Raw genomic sequence first — 15,200 nt, forward strand, 5'->3', positions numbered from 1 at the left:
GCCTCATGTGGCGGCAGGGGAACGAAAGGGCAACGAGGAAGCGGCGAATGGATGGTCGCCAGGGCTCTACTTGTCCTGGGTGCGGACGAGTCGCATCCGCTCGACCTCCCCCGCACCCGCCTTGCTCGCGTAGATCTCGCTTCTGGTGGGTCCTTTCGGCCCTGCCGGGTCGATCCAGAGATCGTGCTGGTGCGACTCGGTTGCCGCGTCGAGGTCGGTGATGTCCCGCAATGCGAAGTGAAGACCGTTCTTGTCCCTTCCGTGGAGCGCGAGTCGCGGCTGGTTGCCCTGCGGGCAGTAATGGGTGGCGATCAGCGCCGCGCCGTCGCGATGGTAGAGCGTCAGCGAATGCGGCTTGCCGCGCGCTTCCCAGCTTTCGACCAGCACCGAACCGCGCGCCGTCAGGTAGAAGCGGATGCGCAAGGGGCTGGCCGGATCGTCCGCCGGTCGCCACTCGCCCACCATCGCCTTGAGCTGGGAGAAGGCCTCTTCGGCATTGACCGCCGTCTTCGCTTCCGGCGTCGGAGTGGGAACGGCACCGGCGAGCTGCAGGGCGATCAGCAAGGCGTTCAACGTCGTCATGTCCTCTCCCGTCGCGCGGCATGATGCGGCCAGCCACTCGGCTCCGCAACCAAGCCATGCTCCCCCTTGCCTTCGCACCTGCAACATGTGCATTCGCGCGCCATGACCGACGACGCCATCCGCCAGGCCGCCCTCGCCAACAAGACCTGGGTCTATGAGGAAGCCCGCAAGCTCGTCGCCCGCTATCCCGACGGCAAGCCGAACGGCGAAGCGGTCGTATTCGAGACGGGCTATGGTCCCTCGGGCCTGCCGCACATCGGCACCTTCACCGAGGTCCTTCGCACCACCTGGGTCCGCCGCGCCTACGAAGTGCTGACCGGCGGAAGGGTGCCGACCCGGCTGATCGCCTTCAGCGACGACATGGACGGGCTGCGCAAGGTCCCCGGCAACATCCCCAATGGCGAGGTCCTCGAAGGTGCGCTCGGCAAGCCGCTGACCAAGGTCCCCGACCCGTTCGGCTGTCACCCGAGCTTCGCGCACCACAATAACGAGCTTCTTCGCCAGTTCCTCGACCGCTTCGGCTTCGACTATGAGTTCGTCAGCGCGACCGATGCCTACACGTCGGGCCGCTTCGACGACGCGCTGCGCCAGGTGCTTCGCCACTTCGACGACATCCTCGGAGTCATGCTGCCGACCCTGCGCGAGGAGCGCCGGTTGACCTATTCGCCGGTCCTTCCCGTCTCGCCCACCACCGGCCGGGTCCTCCAGGTGCCCGTCCGCGTGGTCGATGCCGAAGCGGGCACCATCGCCTTCACCGACGAGGATGGCAGCGAGGTCGTCCAGTCGGCGCTCGGCGGGCGCTCCAAGCTGCAATGGAAGGTCGACTGGGCGATGCGCTGGGTGGCGCTCGGGGTGGACTATGAGATGGCCGGCAAGGACCTGATCGACTCGACGATCCAGTCGGGCAAGATCGCGCGCATCCTCGGTCGCCGTCCGCCCGAGGGCTTCAACTACGAGATGTTCCTCGACGAAAAGGGCGAGAAGATCTCCAAGACCAAGGGCAACGGCCTGACGCTAGACGACTGGCTGAAGTATGGCGGCGAGCGGAGCCTCGAATTCTACCTCTTCCGTGAGCCGAAGAAGGCCAAGAACCTTCACCTCGGGCTGATTCCGCGCGCGATCGACGATTACTGGCAATTCCGCGGCCGCTGGCCCGAGCAGCCGGTCGAGCAGCGCCTCGGCAATCCGGTGCATCACATCCACGGTGGGGCGGTGCCCGAGCCCTCGACCCTGCCGCTGTCCTTCGGGCTTCTGCTCAACCTCGCTTCGCTTCCCGGCGTGGCCGACAAGGACACCGCCTGGCGCTTCGTCCAGCGCTACGCGCCGGAAACCTCTCCCGAGCGCGATCCCGAGCTCGACGAGCTGATCGGCCTCGCCGTCACCTATGCGCGCGACTTCGTGGTGCCGGGCCTTCAGCGCCGGGCGCCGACCGCAACCGAGACGGCGGCGCTGCAGGACCTCGATGCCTTCCTCGCTGATCTCGCGCCGGATACGCCCGCGGACGAAATCCAGAATGGCGTCTTCGAGGTCGGCAAGCGCCACTATGGCAAGGAAGCACTGCGCGACTGGTTCCAGGCCGCCTATGAGACCCTGCTGGGCTCAAGTCAGGGACCCCGGCTTGGCAGCTTCATCGCCCTCTACGGCATCGACAACAGCCGCCGCCTGATCGCCGAGGCGCTCGCCGCCTGAGCCGGCGCTGCGCTCAGGCTCGCGCTAGGCAGCCAGGATCTGCGGCGCGCCTTCGGTGAGCTCGCGCCGCACCGCGCCCCAGGATGGGCCCGCGCTGATCCGGAATTGACCGGCCCTGGCGTTGAGCTTGCCGACCTCCGCCGCGAGGCTCCGGGCCGCGGCCGACGCTTCCTCGACCATCGCCGCATTCTGTTGAGTCGCGCGGTCCATGAAGCCGACCGCGCTGCTGATCTCGGCAATCGCCGTCGCCTGCGCCTGGTTGTCGCTGGCGATCGCGGTCAGCAGCTTGTGGACCGCGCCGACGTCGGTGGAGATCTTCTCCAGTTCGCCGTCGACCTGCCCGACCGCCCGGACCGCAGTGACGATCTCGGTCTGGGTGGTGGTCAGCTGGTCGCGCGCCTTCTTCGCTTCTTCCTCTGCGCGCATGGCGAGCGCGCTGACGAGGTCTGCGACCACCGCGAAGCCGCGTCCCGCTTCACCCGCGCGGCCAGCCTCGACCGCCGCGTTCATCGCCAGCACGCGGGTCTGGAAGGCGATCTTGTCGAGCCCCTCGATGACACTGTCGATGCCCGTCGCGCTGTCGCTGACCGAGCCCATAGCCCGAACGGCTTCGTCGGCGACCCTCCGGCCGGTCTCAACGGTCGCGCTGGCCTCGTCGGCCCTACGGACGGTTTGTTCGGCCGAGTCCGAAGTGGCGCGGATGCGCTCGTTCATCTGGCTGACCGCGGCGCTGGTCTGCTCGAGGCTGGCGGCGGTGCTTTCGGTCCGCCGGGCGAGGTCCTCCGCGGCCTGTGCGATCTCGGATGCGCCGGTGTCGATGTGGACCGCGCCCTCGGCGACCCCGCCGATCAGGCCACGGAGCTGCCCGACCGCCGAGTTGAAGTCTTCGCGAATGGTGGAAAAGCTTGCAGGCAGGTCGCTCAACTCGACGGTGAGGTCGCCTGCGGCCAGTTTCCTCAGTGAGGCGCTCAGTTTCTCGATCGCCTCGTTGCGCTCTACCTGGCTCTGCTCGAAGTAGATGGAGACCGACAGCTCCATGTCGAGCAGCGCGGCCTTGACCAGCGCGACGGTCGCGTCCGCCTGGCCTGGTCCTCCCACCTTGCGGCGCAGCCGGTTGGTCCAGTGATATTCCCGCGCGAGGCCGTGCAGCACATGCTCGAGGACCAGCGCATAGGCACCGATATACCAGCGCGGCTCGAGCCCGATGGCGGCGTGGACCGAGCCAATGCGCCGCACCCCGGCATGAAACTGCTCGTCGAACTCGCCGCCCGCGATCCGCCCCCAATGCTTCTCCTGCGCCGCTTGCGCCGAATGCATGTGGCTCGTGTCGCGGAAGAAGCGGCTGGTCGCCGGCGTTGCGCGCACCTTCTCGTAGAATTTGTCGAGGGCCGGTGGGATCAGCCTCCCGAGCAATCCCTGGATGTCCTTCAGAACGCTACGCTGCCCCGGCGTGAAGTTCATGAACGACAGCCGCGTTGCCATCTCTTCGGACATGCTTCGTTCCGCTCCCCTGGTTCCTCCACACTCATAGAGGAGCAGGACCGGGAGCGATGGAGCGGACGCGATTTTGACCGCCCCGATGCGGGTCGAATATCCTGCTCAGCTTGCCTTGATCGTCGCGATCCAGCGATCGATCTTCTGCTCGAGCACCGCCAGCGGAAGCGCGCCCGTGCCGAGCACCTGCTCGTGGAAGGCCCGGATGTCGAACTTGGGCCCGAGCTCTGCCTCGGCCTTGCGCCGCAGCCGCTGGATGGTCAGCGCTCCGATCTTGTAGGCGGTCGCCTGGCTGGGAATGGCGATGTAGCGCTCGACCTCGGCGGTGGCGTCGGTCTTCCCCATGCTGCTGTGGTCGAGCATGTACTTGATCGACTGGTCGCGGGTCCAACCCTTGGAATGGATGCCCGTGTCGACCACCAGCCGCATTGCGCGAAGCATCTCGTCGTCGAGAGTCCCCATCCGCTGATAGGGATCCTGGTAGAAGCCCATCTCGTAGCCGAGCGTCTCGGCATAGAGTGCCCAGCCCTCGACGTAGGCGGTGTTCCCGCCAAACCGCATGAAGGCCGGAAGCGCCTCATTTTCCTGCGCGAGGCTGATCTGAAAGTGGTGCCCCGGCGACCCTTCGTGGAGGTAGAGCGTGGTCATTCCGGGCGTGGTCCGGCTCGGCAGGTCATAGGCGTTGAAGTAGAAGATGCCCGGCCGCGTGCCGTCGGGGGTTCCGTTCTGGTAGGATCCACCGGCTTCGAACTTCTCGCGGAACGGCTCATAAGGCCGGATCTCGAGCTTCGCCTTCGGCATAGTCGAGAAGTAGCGCGGGAGCTGCGCGTCGACCTTCTTGCCGATGTCATAATAGCCCTGCGTCAGCCCCTCGCGGCTCTTCGGCTTGAAGCGCGCGTCGGTGCGCAGATAATTGAAGAAGGCGGGCAGGCTGCCCTTGAAGCCGGTCTCGGTCCGGACCTTCTCCATCTCGGCGGTGATCCGCGCCACTTCGCTGAGGCCGAGGTCGTGGATCTGCTCGGGGGTCATGTCGAGTGTGGTCGTCGATCTGATCAGGTAGCGGTACAGCTCGGGCCCGCCCTTCATGTACATCAGCCCGACCCCGTCGCGGGCGCGGGGCAGATATTCGGTCCTCAGGAAATCACGGACTCGGGTCAGCGCCGGGCGGATGCCGTCGGCATAGGCCGCCTGATATTCGGCGGTCAGCCGGGTCCGGTCGGCCGCCGCGACCGTGTCCGGAAACTTGCGGATGGGACCGAGGTAATTGTTCTCGGACGGCTTCTGCTTGAGCTGGTTGTCGAGCTGCTCGATCATGTTGCGGACGGTCAGCTTGGTGTCGACCACCCCGCTCGCCATGCCTTCGCGCCAGCGGCCGATCGTCGCGTCGAGGTAGCGGACATAGTCGCGGTGCCGCTTCAGATTGTTCTCATAGTCCGCAAGCGTCTTGAAGGGAGCCGCACCCTCGCCGCTGGCGAGTGTCGGGTAGAAGGTGTGAAGCCCGAAGAAGTGGTTCATCGGCCGCACCCGGGTCAGCGCGAGCAGGTCGGGCTGGTAGCCGCGAAGCGTGTCCTCGGTGCTGAACTTGAAGACGTCGTAGGCGATCTGGTCGGTTTCGTTCAGCGCCGCGCGGTTGATCCTCGCAAGGTCGGCGAGGTCCTTCTCGGCAGCGGCCTTCTCCCCAGCGAAATAAGCGTCCGAGATCGAGTCGCCGAGTTGGTCGGCATAGCGGAAGTCGCCGCGGAACAGCCCGCTCAGCGGATTGCGCTTGAGGCTTGCTTCGTCACTCGCCTGGAACAGCGCGAACAGCTCACGGTGCGCAGCTTCAGCCCGGGCCGCGGCCTGCTGCGCGGGGTCCGGTTCGGCGACCACAGCGGGCGACGGGCTGGTCGCAACGGGCGCGGTGTCGACCGCCGCGCAGGCGGACAGGCCGAGGGCGGCGGAACCAAGAAGCAGGAAGCGGCGGATCATCGGCGGGGCTTTCGGTCGAGGGGGACGAAAATGGCGGAAGGGACGCTGCCGTGGTCGGCAACGCCCCTTCGATCAACGGTCTCGAGCCGTCTACCAGAAGAAATTCGGGATGACGTCCACTACCCGGCCGGTGCGGAGATCGACGAGCAGGGCATCGTTCCAGTAGCGGACCCAGCGGTAGGGCGCATAGACCGGCGGCAGGCTGTAATAATAGGGATCGGAGATCCAGTAGCGGCTTGAATAGTAGCGCGATGGAAGCCGCCAATCGAGCTGCCACGGGCGGTAGCGCCAGCCGAACGGGTCAATGTAGATCCCGACGTGGAAGCGGCGGCGATCGCGGTCGCGATGGCGCCGCCAGTCGTAGCGATGGTCGCGCCGCCATTCCTTGCGCCAGCCTTCGGCGGCGACCCGGTCGCGCAGGCGATCGCCGATCCGCTCGCCACCGCGCTCGCGCTCGCCGCGATCGCCACGATGCACGACCGGTGGTTGCGGCCGGTCGCGGCGGTCGCCGAACTGGCCGGACGGCCGCTCGGGCCCGCCCGTTGCGGGTTCAGCGAGCGGCGGAGGGGCGGCCTCGCGGACGCGTGCGGCGACCCGCTCGCGAAACCGCCAGTTGGCAACCCCGTCGGCAGGCGGCTCCCGGTCGCGGCGGCCTTCGGCGCGCTGGCCGCGAAGCTCTGTCGCCGGCGCGGGCATCGGTAAAGCGGGCTCCGCCATCGCCGGCCGCTCGCGCCTTGGTCGCTCGGGACGCGGCGGTGCCGGCGGCTCGTCCCGCTCGCTCCGCTGCCAGCGCGCCTCCCGCTGGTCCGACTGTCCGTTGGCCTCGGCGCGCTCGGCCCGCTGCGCCGCGCGTTCCGCACGACCCATCCGCGGCGTGGGCTCGTCGGGATCGAGCGTGGCAAATGCCGGCGAAGCGGCAGTGAGGAGCAGCATGGCAAGGGCAGTGAGGCGCATGGCGATGGTTCCGTCGAGGTCGTTCACTCGACTTTCTCTCGCATCGGCTGAGCGGACGATTAACGACCCGAAACGACTTTCGTCGGCGGTACTGGCTTGGACGGAGACGCGGGAGCGAGGCTGCGCGCCGCACGCTCCACTGCCCGCCGAATTCGGGGCTGCGTGCCGCACGAACAGCGGTTCGGAAGCGCGTCGATCTGCTCGGCCGTCGGCCGCGCGCTCTGCTGCAGAAGGGCGGCCAGCGCGCAGACGAATCCGGGCGTGCAGAAGCCGCATTGCACGGCTTCCTCCGCAACCAGCGCCGGCACGATCGGGTGACTGGCCAGGCCCTCGACCGTGGTCACGTCGGCCCCTTCGAGGCTGCCGAGCGGGACGAGGCAGCTGAGCGCCGCATTGCCATCCACGATCACCGTGCAGGCGCCGCACTGGCCGCTGCCGCAACCCTGCTTCGTCCCGGTGAGGTTGGCGAGGTCGCGCAAGGCCCACAACAAGGGCATGGCCGGATCGGCGGTAAATTCCAGCGCCTGCCCGTTGACCCGCATCTTTGCCATGGCCCGACCCTAGCCGCGGCCTGGCGATCCTGCCAAGCATCGCTCTCCATGACGACCATCGACACCCGCCTCGGCACGATCGGCTACGAACGCAGCGGCAGCAGCGGCATTCCTCTCCTGTTCCTTCATGGCGTGGGCTCCAATCGCCACGCCTGGGACGGCCAGGTCGAGCGCTTCGGCGCGGAGCGGCTGACACTCGCCATGGACCTGCCCGGCTATGGCGACAGCGCGCTCCTGCCCGGCGCGACCCGCGACGACTTCGCGGCGGCCGCTCTGGCCTTTCTCGACGCTCTCAGCATCGAGCGGGCGCATGTCTGCGGCCTGTCGCTCGGCGGCGTCCTCGCGATCGCGATGCACGCCCAGGCTCCGGAAAGGATCGCGTCCTTGATCCTCGCCGACACCTTCGCCTGTCATCCCGAGGGCGAGGCGATCCTTGCCCGCTCGCTGGCCGGCATGGAGGCACTGGGCATGCGTGGCCTCGCCGAAAGCCGCGCCGATGCCCTCCTCGCCCAGCCGGCAGCGGCCGCGGTAAAGACCGCCGTGATCGAGACCATGGCCGCCATCGACCCCGCGGCCTACGTGCTGGCCGCGAAGGCGGTGTGGCTCGCCGACCAGCGCCGCGAGGCGCGAGCCATCGAATGTCCCACGCTCATCCTGTGCGGGAGCGAGGACCGGATCACGCCGCCTTCGCTGTCGGACGAGCTCAAGGACCTCATTGCCCACGCCACCCTCGTCGAGATCACGGGCGCGGGGCACCTGCCGAACCTCGAGCAGCCCGCCATCTTCGACCGCATCGTGGCGGCATTCCTCTCCGGAGTGGATGAGAAAGCATAGCCTTACCGGCCCTTTAACCAAGGACTTCAAGCCGTTCTTCGCCTTGTCCTGCGAGATTGCAGGACATGGACAGGAAGGCCCTTCTTCTTGCCGCCCTTGGCGCGGCGGCGCTGCTCGGACCGGCCCCCGCCGTCGCGCAGAGCGCCTCGCCCTATGCAGTAAGCGCCTCGGCGGTACGCAAGAGCGAGGCCCTGCTCGGCACCGGCAGCAAGCTTGCCGCCCTGCTCGCCCAGCAAGGCGGCACGTCCGCCCCGCCTGCGTCTGCCGCGCTTCAGCCGGCCTCCTTCGCCATGGCCGCCAGCTATTCCCGCCCGCGGCTCGCGCTTCGCCGGGCAGCGATCACCAGCGGCCGACCCGACGTCTTCGGTTCGGTCGCGTTGCCGGTTACGTCGACCCCGCTCGATCGCCGCTGGAACGCGGTGGTGAGCCGCTCCGCCACCGGAACGAGCGCCTCCTGGGCAGCGTCGCTCCGCGAGCGCCCCGAGGCCGAGCGCATCGAGCTCGTCAACCGCTTCGTCAACGCGCGTATCTCCTTCATCGATGACGAGCGGTTGTTCGGTCGTGCGGACGTCTGGCAGAGCGCTTCGGACTCGCTTGGTCGCGGCCGCGGCGACTGCGAGGATTATGCGATCGCCAAGCTGCAGCTGCTCCGCGCCGCCGGCTTCGAGGCCCGCGACCTGTATCTGGTGATCCTGAAGGACCTCGTACGCCGCAGCGACCATGCCGTGCTTGCGGTGCAAAGCGAAGGTCGGCTGTGGGTGCTCGACAATGGCACCGACCGGGTGACCGACAGCGCCGACATCGTCGATTATCGCCCGATCTTCAGCTACTCGGCCGGACATCGCTGGACCCATGGCTACCGCCGCTCGGCCGAGCCGCCCCTGGTGCTCGCGTCGGCGACCCCCGCCGAGAGTGCCCTGCCCGTTCCGGCTGCCGCGCCGGCCGACAATGCCTCGTCAGAGCCGCGCTTCACGGTCAGCGAAGCCGACTTTCCGGCGGCGCTGCTCGGCTGATCCAGTTGCGGCTCAGCGCTCGGTCAGCGCGTCGCTCTTGGCCTTGAGGACCGGCTTCAGGAGATAGGTGAGGATCGACTTGCGACCGGTGATGATCTGCGTGTCGGTCATCATGCCGGGCGTGATGGGAAGCCGCCGTCCCGCCGTCGTCAGATAGGCGCGCCCGGTCTCGACGATGACGTTGAAATAGGCCTCGCGGGTGGTCTCGTCGTAGATCGAGTCGGCACTGACCTGGACGACCTTGCCCTCGAGCCCGCCGTAGATGGAGAAGTCGTAGGCGGTGACCTTCACCAGCGCTCGGTCGCCGACCTTGATGAAGGCAATGTCGCTCGGCTTGACCCGTGTCTCGATCAGCAGGCGGTCGCCCATGGGGACCACTTCCATGATCTTCTGCCCGGCCTGGACGAAGCCGCCGCGGGTGGTGATCTGGACGTCGTTGACGACGCCGTCGACCGGCGAGCGCAATTCGGCCCGGTTGAGCCGTCCCTGCGCGCCGCGCAGGGTCTGGGTGTTGACCGCGATCTTCTGCGTGACCTGGCTACGCTCGTTGAGGGCATCCTGACGGAATTGCGCGCTCGCCTCCGCGGCCTGAGCGCGCGCCTCGTTCACCGCGGCGAGCGCCCGGCCCTGCTGTTCGCGGGCGGCCGCGATCCGCCCCTGCAGATCGACGACTTCGCGCTGCGCGTCGGCAAGCTCGGTCTGGGGCACGATGCTCTTGGCGGCGAGCGGGGCCAGCCGATTCACATTGTCCTGCGCGAGCCGAAGGCTCTGCCCGAGCGAGTTGATGGTCGCGGCGGCCTCGGCCGCCTCGCGGCGGCGCTGCTCGGCCGTGGCTCCGAGCGCGCCCAGCCGACCCGACAGCGCACCACGCCGGGCCGCGAGGAGCGCGCCCTCGTCGCCGGCAACCCCGCTCCCGCCAACCCCGCCCTCGGCACCGAGCCGGTTCGCGCGCTGTTGCAGCGCCTGCGTCTCGGCCTCGATCTGTCCCAGCTCCGAGCTCGACTGCGTGTCGTCGAGCCGAACCAGCAACTGGCCCCGGCTCACGCGCTCGCCGCCGCGGACGAGGATCTCGCGAACCACTGCCGGCTCGGCCGACTGGACCAGCTGCACCTTGCTCGACGGGATGACCTTGCCCTGGCCGTGCGTCACCTCGTCGACGTGGGCGATCATGCTCCAGGCAAGGAACAGGAAGAAGCCGATCGCCGAGAAAAGGATGATCCGGCGGGCACCGGTCAGTGGCTGGCGGTGCCGGCTCGAGTGGCCCGAAGGCGCGAAGGGGATGGAGGAGATGATGCTACGCGCCTGTTCTATTCGTTGGCCAGCACGGCGCTGCCGGTGCTTGCGGTGGTGACCGCCGCAACCACCGCGACGTCACGTGGTGCCGGGGTCGGCTGCTGCTGGGCGAGCAGCGCCTTGGTGCGGCTGCCGCTGTCGCGCGGATCGGGGATGCTGAGGGTCCAGCCCTTGCTTGGGTCCATCAACCCACCGACGTCGTTCGAGGCGCGGCGAACGGTCTTGTCCTGCTCGAAGGTGATCTGCGCCGGCGGAATGTTCGCGGCCGCGATCTCATCGCCCGTGATCGGGGCCACGGGGCGGAGGACCGGACGAAGCGCCGCCGGGTCGCTCGGCTCGCCGATGTAGCGGCCCGTGAAGGCGCCGCGCTGGCCCCAGGCACCCGGCCAGCGGTAGAAGATGTGCGCGCCGATCTTGCTCACCTTGGCCAGCATCGGCGCCCAGTACGGTGCGACATAGTCGGCATGGTAGTGCGTCGCCTGGCCGACCGATGCCTCTACGTAGCCGGCAAGCGCGGCGGCCGCGACCTTCCGGGCCTCCGCCCAGGCACCGACGGCCGCGGGACGAAGCAGCGATCCGTCGCAGACGAAGGTGAATTGGCAGATCGGGGTCTGGTTGCGCTGGTAGACGACCCCGCAGACCGACTTGGGAAAGGCCGGGTGGCGCATCCGGTTGAGAATGACCTGCGCGACCGCGCGGCGACCTTCGACCGGCTCGAACCCGGCCTCGTAGTAAACCGCTTGGGTGAGGCAGGTCAGCGCCCGGTCGTAGCTGGTGCCGCCTGTCGGCGCGGCGAACGGGGCCGCCGCCTGCACCGGTGCGCGGTCGAACGGAAGCGCGGCGTTGATCTGTTCGGCGGCCTGGCCCGTCGCCCGAACCTCGAGCGACTGCGCGCCGCTGGTGGCGGAGATCAGCGCCCTCGCCTGCGCCGGAACGACCGGGAGCGCGGTCGGAAGGGCGGCGTCGGCCCGGCCGCGCATGCTTGCCGCCAGCGTCAGGCCGAGCGCTCCCAGAGCGAGCAACCCGACCAGGCCGAGCGCGACCATGTCGAGCCGGAGTGCCGTAAGGCGGATGGCCAGCCGGCGCCGATATAGCGCGATCCCGCTCATGCCTGCGCTCCTCGTTGCTCGGCTGCTGCCGCCTCGCGCAGCCGGCCAAGCACCGCGTCGGTCGGCCCGTCGGCGATGATCCGGCCATTGTCGATCACCAGCAGCCGGTCGACGATCGCCAGCATCTGGTGGCGGTGGGTGGCGACGATCAGCGTCTGCTCGGGCGACAAGGCCGTACGCAGCTTGTCGATGAAGTAATTCTCGGTCTGGCTGTCCATCGCGCCGGTCGGCTCGTCGAGGAACAGCATGCGGCTGTCACTGACCAGCGCCCGGGCGAGCACCAGCAACGCGCGCTGGCCGCCCGACAGGAGCGCCCCACGCTCGCCGACCGGAAGGTCGAAGCCGGCGGCGTCGCGCGACAGGAAGATGTCGGCGCCCGAGCGGCGGACCGCGTCGATCAGTTGCTCGTCGGTCGCGCGCGCCCCGCCCAGCAGGAGGTTGTCCTTGACCGAGCCCGAGAACAGCTCGGCATCCTGGCCGACGAAGCGGAAGGCGTCCCGCAGCTGGTGCGGATGATATTGGCGGCTGTCGAGGCCATCGACGGTGAGCACGCCCTCGGTCGGCGCATAGAGGCCGCACAGCAGCCGGCCGAGCGTCGACTTGCCCGAGGCGACCCGGCCGATGATGCCGATCTTCTCGCCCGGCCTGATCGTCAGGTTGACGTCGCTGAGGCTGTCGCGGGCCGCGGTCGGATAGCGGAAGCCGACATGCTCGAGCGCAATATGGCCGCTGCGGATCTCCGGCACGATCGAGCGCGCCGCGCTGACCCGCTCGTCGCCCGATTCCATCATCCGCTGAAGGCTGTCGAGGGTGGTGAAGGCCTGCTTGCCGCGCGTGATGAGGAAGGCGAACTGGCCGACCGGCGACAGCGCGCGCCCGGCCAGCATGACGATGGCGATGATCGCGCCCATGCTCATCTCGCCGGCATTGAACAGGTAGAAGCCACCGATCAGCAGTCCGATCGAGATGACCTGCTGCGACAGGCTGGCGAGGTTCACCGCGACTGCGGTCAGCCGCCGCATCTTCTCCTGGGTCGCGGCGGTCATGTCGCTGAGGCGCCGCCAGCGACCGAGCATCTGCCCTTCGGCGCGCTGCGCCTTGAGCGTCTCGAGCCCGCTGATCGATTCGACCAGTACGCTGTGTTGGAGGCTGGAATCGGCCTGCGCGTCCAGCGCAGCCTGGTTCATCCCCCGCTGCAGGCTCATGCCCGCGATCAGCATCAGGGTGATCCCTACCAGTGGCACCAGCACCAGCCAGCCGGCGAGCACGGTGATCAGCCCGAGGAACAGGAACAGGAAGATCATGTCGACAGCGAGCACGACGGTGGTCGAGGCGAAGAAGTCGCGGACCATCTCATATTCGCTGACCCGCCGCGCCATCGCGCCGGTGCTTCCCGCGCGCTCGGCGAGCGGGATGTTCATGATCTTCTCGAACAGCTTCTGGCTGAGCTTGGCATCGAGCGAGCGGCCCACCTCGTCGATCAGCTGCGATCGGGCCAGGCGGAGCATGAAGTCGAGCCCGAGCGCGAGCAGCACGCCGAGCGCCAGCACCCACAGGGTGGGGATCGCCTTGTTCGGGATGACCCGGTCGTAGACGTGCATGGTGAACAGCGGCACCGCGAACGCCAGAAGGTTGACGACCAGCGCCGCCAGAAGGACCGGGCGAAGCTCGCCGCGGACCTTGTTCACCTCGCTCCAGAACCAGTGGACGCGCTTGGCCTTGTCCCACGGCCGCTCGCCCGCCCGCTCCTGCGTCGGATCGGCCTCGACCTGGACCGCGCGGCCGGTGAACAGCGGCTCGATCTCGCCCGACTGGACCCACATCGGCTCGGCAGCGCCAGGCACATAGACGAGCGCGTCACGGCCGTTCAGTTCTTTGAGGACGATCGCGCGGCCGTCTTCCAGCTCGAGGATCGCGGGCAGCTTCGCCGTGGGCCAGCCCTTGAGGGGACGGGTCAGCGGGAAGCCGCGCATCCCGACCTGCTCGAGCGCGGGCTCGACCTGGTGGAAGGGCAGAAGGCCACGGCTGTCGAGTGCCAGTCCGGCGCGCAGCAGGACCGGCGAGGAGGGCCGCTCCGCTGCGCGCGCGAGATAGGCAAGGCAATCGAGGACGGGGTCGAGGGCCTCGCTGGACGAGGATTCGACGAGGTTCACGAAACTCAACACACGTCCCCTGCTACGCTTACTGGCCGGCCGGCGCGGTCTCCGCGACCGGAGCCGCGGCCGCCACCGGACGCGGAGTCGCGCCGACGTCCTGCGGATCGGCCGGCGGACCCATGACCGGGTAGCGCAGGCTGTTTTCCTGGCGGTCGGTGGCCGGCACCGAACGGACCTTGTAGCGGCTGCGAAGGTCGCTGTAGGCCTCGCGCGGCATCTGGACGCCGAGCGCCTCGATCAGCCGGTTGGAAGCGGCCAGCACCCGATATTGCGCGAACAGGCGGCTCATCCGCGCCGTCTCGGCCTGCGCCTGGACGTTCTGGCGGGTGTTCTGCGCGTCGAGCACGTCGAGCAGGCTGCGCCGCCCGACGTTGAACTGCTCGCGGTAGGAGAGCAGCAGGTCGTCGCTGATCCGGCTCTGGTTCTCGAGCTCGCCGACCAGGCGCTGCTGGTTCTGCAGCCGGCTCCAGGCCGAGCGGGCATCCTCCTCGGCGCGGCGCTGGGTCTCGAACAGCCGGGCATGGGCCTCGTCGGCGCGGCGCTGCTGCTCGCGGACATTGGCTTCCTTGATCCCGCCGTTGGTCAGCGTCCAGCGCATCACCAGATTGGCCTGGAGGTCGCGGGTGTTGCCCGCGAATCCGTCGATGTCGTTACCGACCCGGGCCCGGCCTTCGGCATTGAGCCGCGGACCGACGTCGCTGCGCGCGGCACGCACCACTTCGCGCGCCGAGTTGAGGTCGGCAACGGCTTCCTGGACGCGCGGATTGTCGTTGCGCGCGGCGGCCTCGGCCTCGGCCAGCGTGGCCGGAACCTGGCCGGTCAGGTCAGGCGGAACCGAGACGCTGTCGATGGGCATGCCGGTCAGGGTCTGGAAGGAAATGGAGGCGGTCTCGAGGTCCTCGCGAGCCTCGGTCACCCGTGCCCGGGCCGACTGCAGCCGCTCCTCGGCCTGCTGCTGGTCGGCGATCGAGATCGACCCCTGCTGCACGCCCTGGCGAAGGTCGCCGGCAAGCCGCTCGTGGAAGGCGACATTGTCTTCGGAAATGGCGACCAGCCGCTGCTGGAGCAGATAGTCGATGTAGTTGCGCGCGACGTTGAGCGCGACGAACTGGCTGCGCTCCTCGACCCGGGCCGAGGCGGCATCGGTGCGGCTCGCCTGGCGGCGAATCTCGGCATTGCGGCCGCCGGCATCGACCAGCAGCTGGTCGACCACCAGCTCGCCCTCGACCGGCTTCAGGAGCTCGTCGCCGAGACCGATCCGGCGGCGGCTCGGATTGCGCAGCTCGCGCAGGCCGGCCGAGGCGCGCAGGTCGACCCGCGGGTGCCACTGGCCACGGGCCTGGTTCAATTCTTCCATCGTCGCTTCGCGGTTGTGCACCGCCTGCCGGATCTCGGGATTGCTCTGCAGCGCGGCCTGCACCGCCGAGCGAAGGTCGACGGCGTGGGCCGGCACCGCGCAGGCAATCAGCGCGCCCGGCACGATCAGCGTCCAATGCTTCAAGGTCATAAATTCCCCCTTCTGGTCTGAAGCTGGGCGGGGTGCCCGTCCACTGGCCC

Annotated in this window: 12 protein-coding genes; 3 read left to right on the forward strand and 9 right to left on the reverse strand. The window is 68.6% G+C overall.

All coding sequences use genetic code 11. The features are described 5' to 3' along the window. Positions 1-66: 66 nt before the first annotated feature. The gene (locus tag ABD727_RS13040; RefSeq protein ID WP_344707821.1) at positions 67-582 is read right to left on the reverse strand and encodes a hypothetical protein; all 516 of its coding nucleotides are present in this window, start codon (positions 580-582) and stop codon (positions 67-69) included. Between the two features lie 102 nt (positions 583-684). Here ABD727_RS13040 and ABD727_RS13045 point away from each other — a divergent pair, with 102 nt between their 5' ends. Next, positions 685-2,271, forward strand: coding sequence for a lysine--tRNA ligase (locus ABD727_RS13045; protein ID WP_344707822.1), 1,587 nt, complete (start codon positions 685-687; stop codon positions 2,269-2,271). 24 nt (positions 2,272-2,295) lie between these two features. On the opposite strand, the gene ABD727_RS13050 is transcribed toward ABD727_RS13045, so the two are convergent. From ABD727_RS13050 to ABD727_RS13065, 4 genes are all read right to left on the reverse strand, one after another. Continuing rightward, a complete protein-coding gene (locus ABD727_RS13050) occupies positions 2,296-3,765 on the reverse strand; it encodes a protoglobin domain-containing protein (RefSeq protein ID WP_344707823.1) in 1,470 nt (489 codons plus the stop codon). 105 nt (positions 3,766-3,870) lie between these two features. Beyond that, a complete protein-coding gene (locus ABD727_RS13055) occupies positions 3,871-5,733 on the reverse strand; it encodes a DUF885 domain-containing protein (RefSeq protein ID WP_344707824.1) in 1,863 nt (620 codons plus the stop codon). Positions 5,734-5,823: 90 nt separating this feature from the next. Beyond that, the gene (locus ABD727_RS13060; protein WP_344707826.1) at positions 5,824-6,714 is read right to left on the reverse strand and encodes an RcnB family protein; all 891 of its coding nucleotides are present in this window, start codon (positions 6,712-6,714) and stop codon (positions 5,824-5,826) included. Between the two features lie 32 nt (positions 6,715-6,746). Next, positions 6,747-7,238 carry a (2Fe-2S)-binding protein gene (locus ABD727_RS13065; protein ID WP_344707827.1) on the reverse strand — a complete coding sequence of 164 codons (492 nt, stop codon included), beginning with the start codon at positions 7,236-7,238 and terminating at the stop codon, positions 6,747-6,749. A 48-nt stretch (positions 7,239-7,286) separates the two neighbouring features. On the opposite strand from ABD727_RS13065, the gene ABD727_RS13070 reads away from it, so the two are divergent. Together ABD727_RS13070 and ABD727_RS13075 are read left to right on the forward strand one after the other, a co-directional pair. After that, the gene (locus ABD727_RS13070) at positions 7,287-8,072 is read left to right on the forward strand and encodes an alpha/beta fold hydrolase (RefSeq protein WP_344707828.1); all 786 of its coding nucleotides are present in this window, start codon (positions 7,287-7,289) and stop codon (positions 8,070-8,072) included. A gap of 65 nt (positions 8,073-8,137) precedes the next feature. Further along, entirely contained in the window at positions 8,138-9,085 is a 948-nt protein-coding gene (locus tag ABD727_RS13075) for a transglutaminase-like cysteine peptidase (RefSeq protein WP_344707829.1), read from the forward strand. Between the two features lie 12 nt (positions 9,086-9,097). On the opposite strand, the gene ABD727_RS13080 is transcribed toward ABD727_RS13075, so the two are convergent. The 4 genes from ABD727_RS13080 to ABD727_RS13095 are packed head-to-tail and all read right to left on the reverse strand — an operon-like array spanning position 9,098 to position 15,150. Next, positions 9,098-10,378: an HlyD family type I secretion periplasmic adaptor subunit gene (locus ABD727_RS13080; protein WP_344708088.1), complete on the reverse strand. Its 1,281-nt coding sequence runs from the start codon at positions 10,376-10,378 to the stop codon at positions 9,098-9,100. Positions 10,379-10,392: 14 nt separating this feature from the next. Then, positions 10,393-11,487, reverse strand: a complete 1,095-nt coding sequence (locus ABD727_RS13085) for a cell wall hydrolase (protein ID WP_344707830.1) — start codon at positions 11,485-11,487, stop codon at positions 10,393-10,395. Then, entirely contained in the window at positions 11,484-13,640 is a 2,157-nt protein-coding gene (locus tag ABD727_RS13090) for a type I secretion system permease/ATPase (RefSeq protein ID WP_344708089.1), read from the reverse strand. Before ABD727_RS13090 ends, ABD727_RS13085 begins: the two co-directional genes overlap by 4 nt. Before the next feature lie 28 nt (positions 13,641-13,668). Next, positions 13,669-15,150 carry a TolC family protein gene (locus tag ABD727_RS13095; RefSeq protein ID WP_344707831.1) on the reverse strand — a complete coding sequence of 494 codons (1,482 nt, stop codon included), beginning with the start codon at positions 15,148-15,150 and terminating at the stop codon, positions 13,669-13,671. Positions 15,151-15,200 lie beyond the last annotated feature (50 nt).

This window comes from Sphingomonas swuensis (assembly GCF_039538045.1).
Classification (GTDB): Bacteria; Pseudomonadota; Alphaproteobacteria; order Sphingomonadales; family Sphingomonadaceae; genus Sphingomicrobium; species Sphingomicrobium swuense.

Bases quoted from the DNA above. Each gene is read 5' to 3' on its own strand.
- ABD727_RS13095 (WP_344707831.1), bottom strand. From the start codon at position 15,150: ATGACCTTGAAGCATTGGACGCTGATCGTGCCGGGCGCGCTGATTGCC.
- ABD727_RS13050 (WP_344707823.1), bottom strand. From the start codon at position 3,765: ATGTCCGAAGAGATGGCAACGCGGCTGTCGTTCATGAACTTCACGCCG.
- ABD727_RS13085 (WP_344707830.1), bottom strand. From the start codon at position 11,487: ATGAGCGGGATCGCGCTATATCGGCGCCGGCTGGCCATCCGCCTTACG.
- ABD727_RS13075 (WP_344707829.1), top strand. From the start codon at position 8,138: ATGGACAGGAAGGCCCTTCTTCTTGCCGCCCTTGGCGCGGCGGCGCTG.
- ABD727_RS13055 (WP_344707824.1), bottom strand. From the start codon at position 5,733: ATGATCCGCCGCTTCCTGCTTCTTGGTTCCGCCGCCCTCGGCCTGTCC.
- ABD727_RS13070 (WP_344707828.1), top strand. From the start codon at position 7,287: ATGACGACCATCGACACCCGCCTCGGCACGATCGGCTACGAACGCAGC.
- ABD727_RS13045 (WP_344707822.1), top strand. From the start codon at position 685: ATGACCGACGACGCCATCCGCCAGGCCGCCCTCGCCAACAAGACCTGG.
- ABD727_RS13065 (WP_344707827.1), bottom strand. From the start codon at position 7,238: ATGGCAAAGATGCGGGTCAACGGGCAGGCGCTGGAATTTACCGCCGAT.
- ABD727_RS13040 (WP_344707821.1), bottom strand. From the start codon at position 582: ATGACGACGTTGAACGCCTTGCTGATCGCCCTGCAGCTCGCCGGTGCC.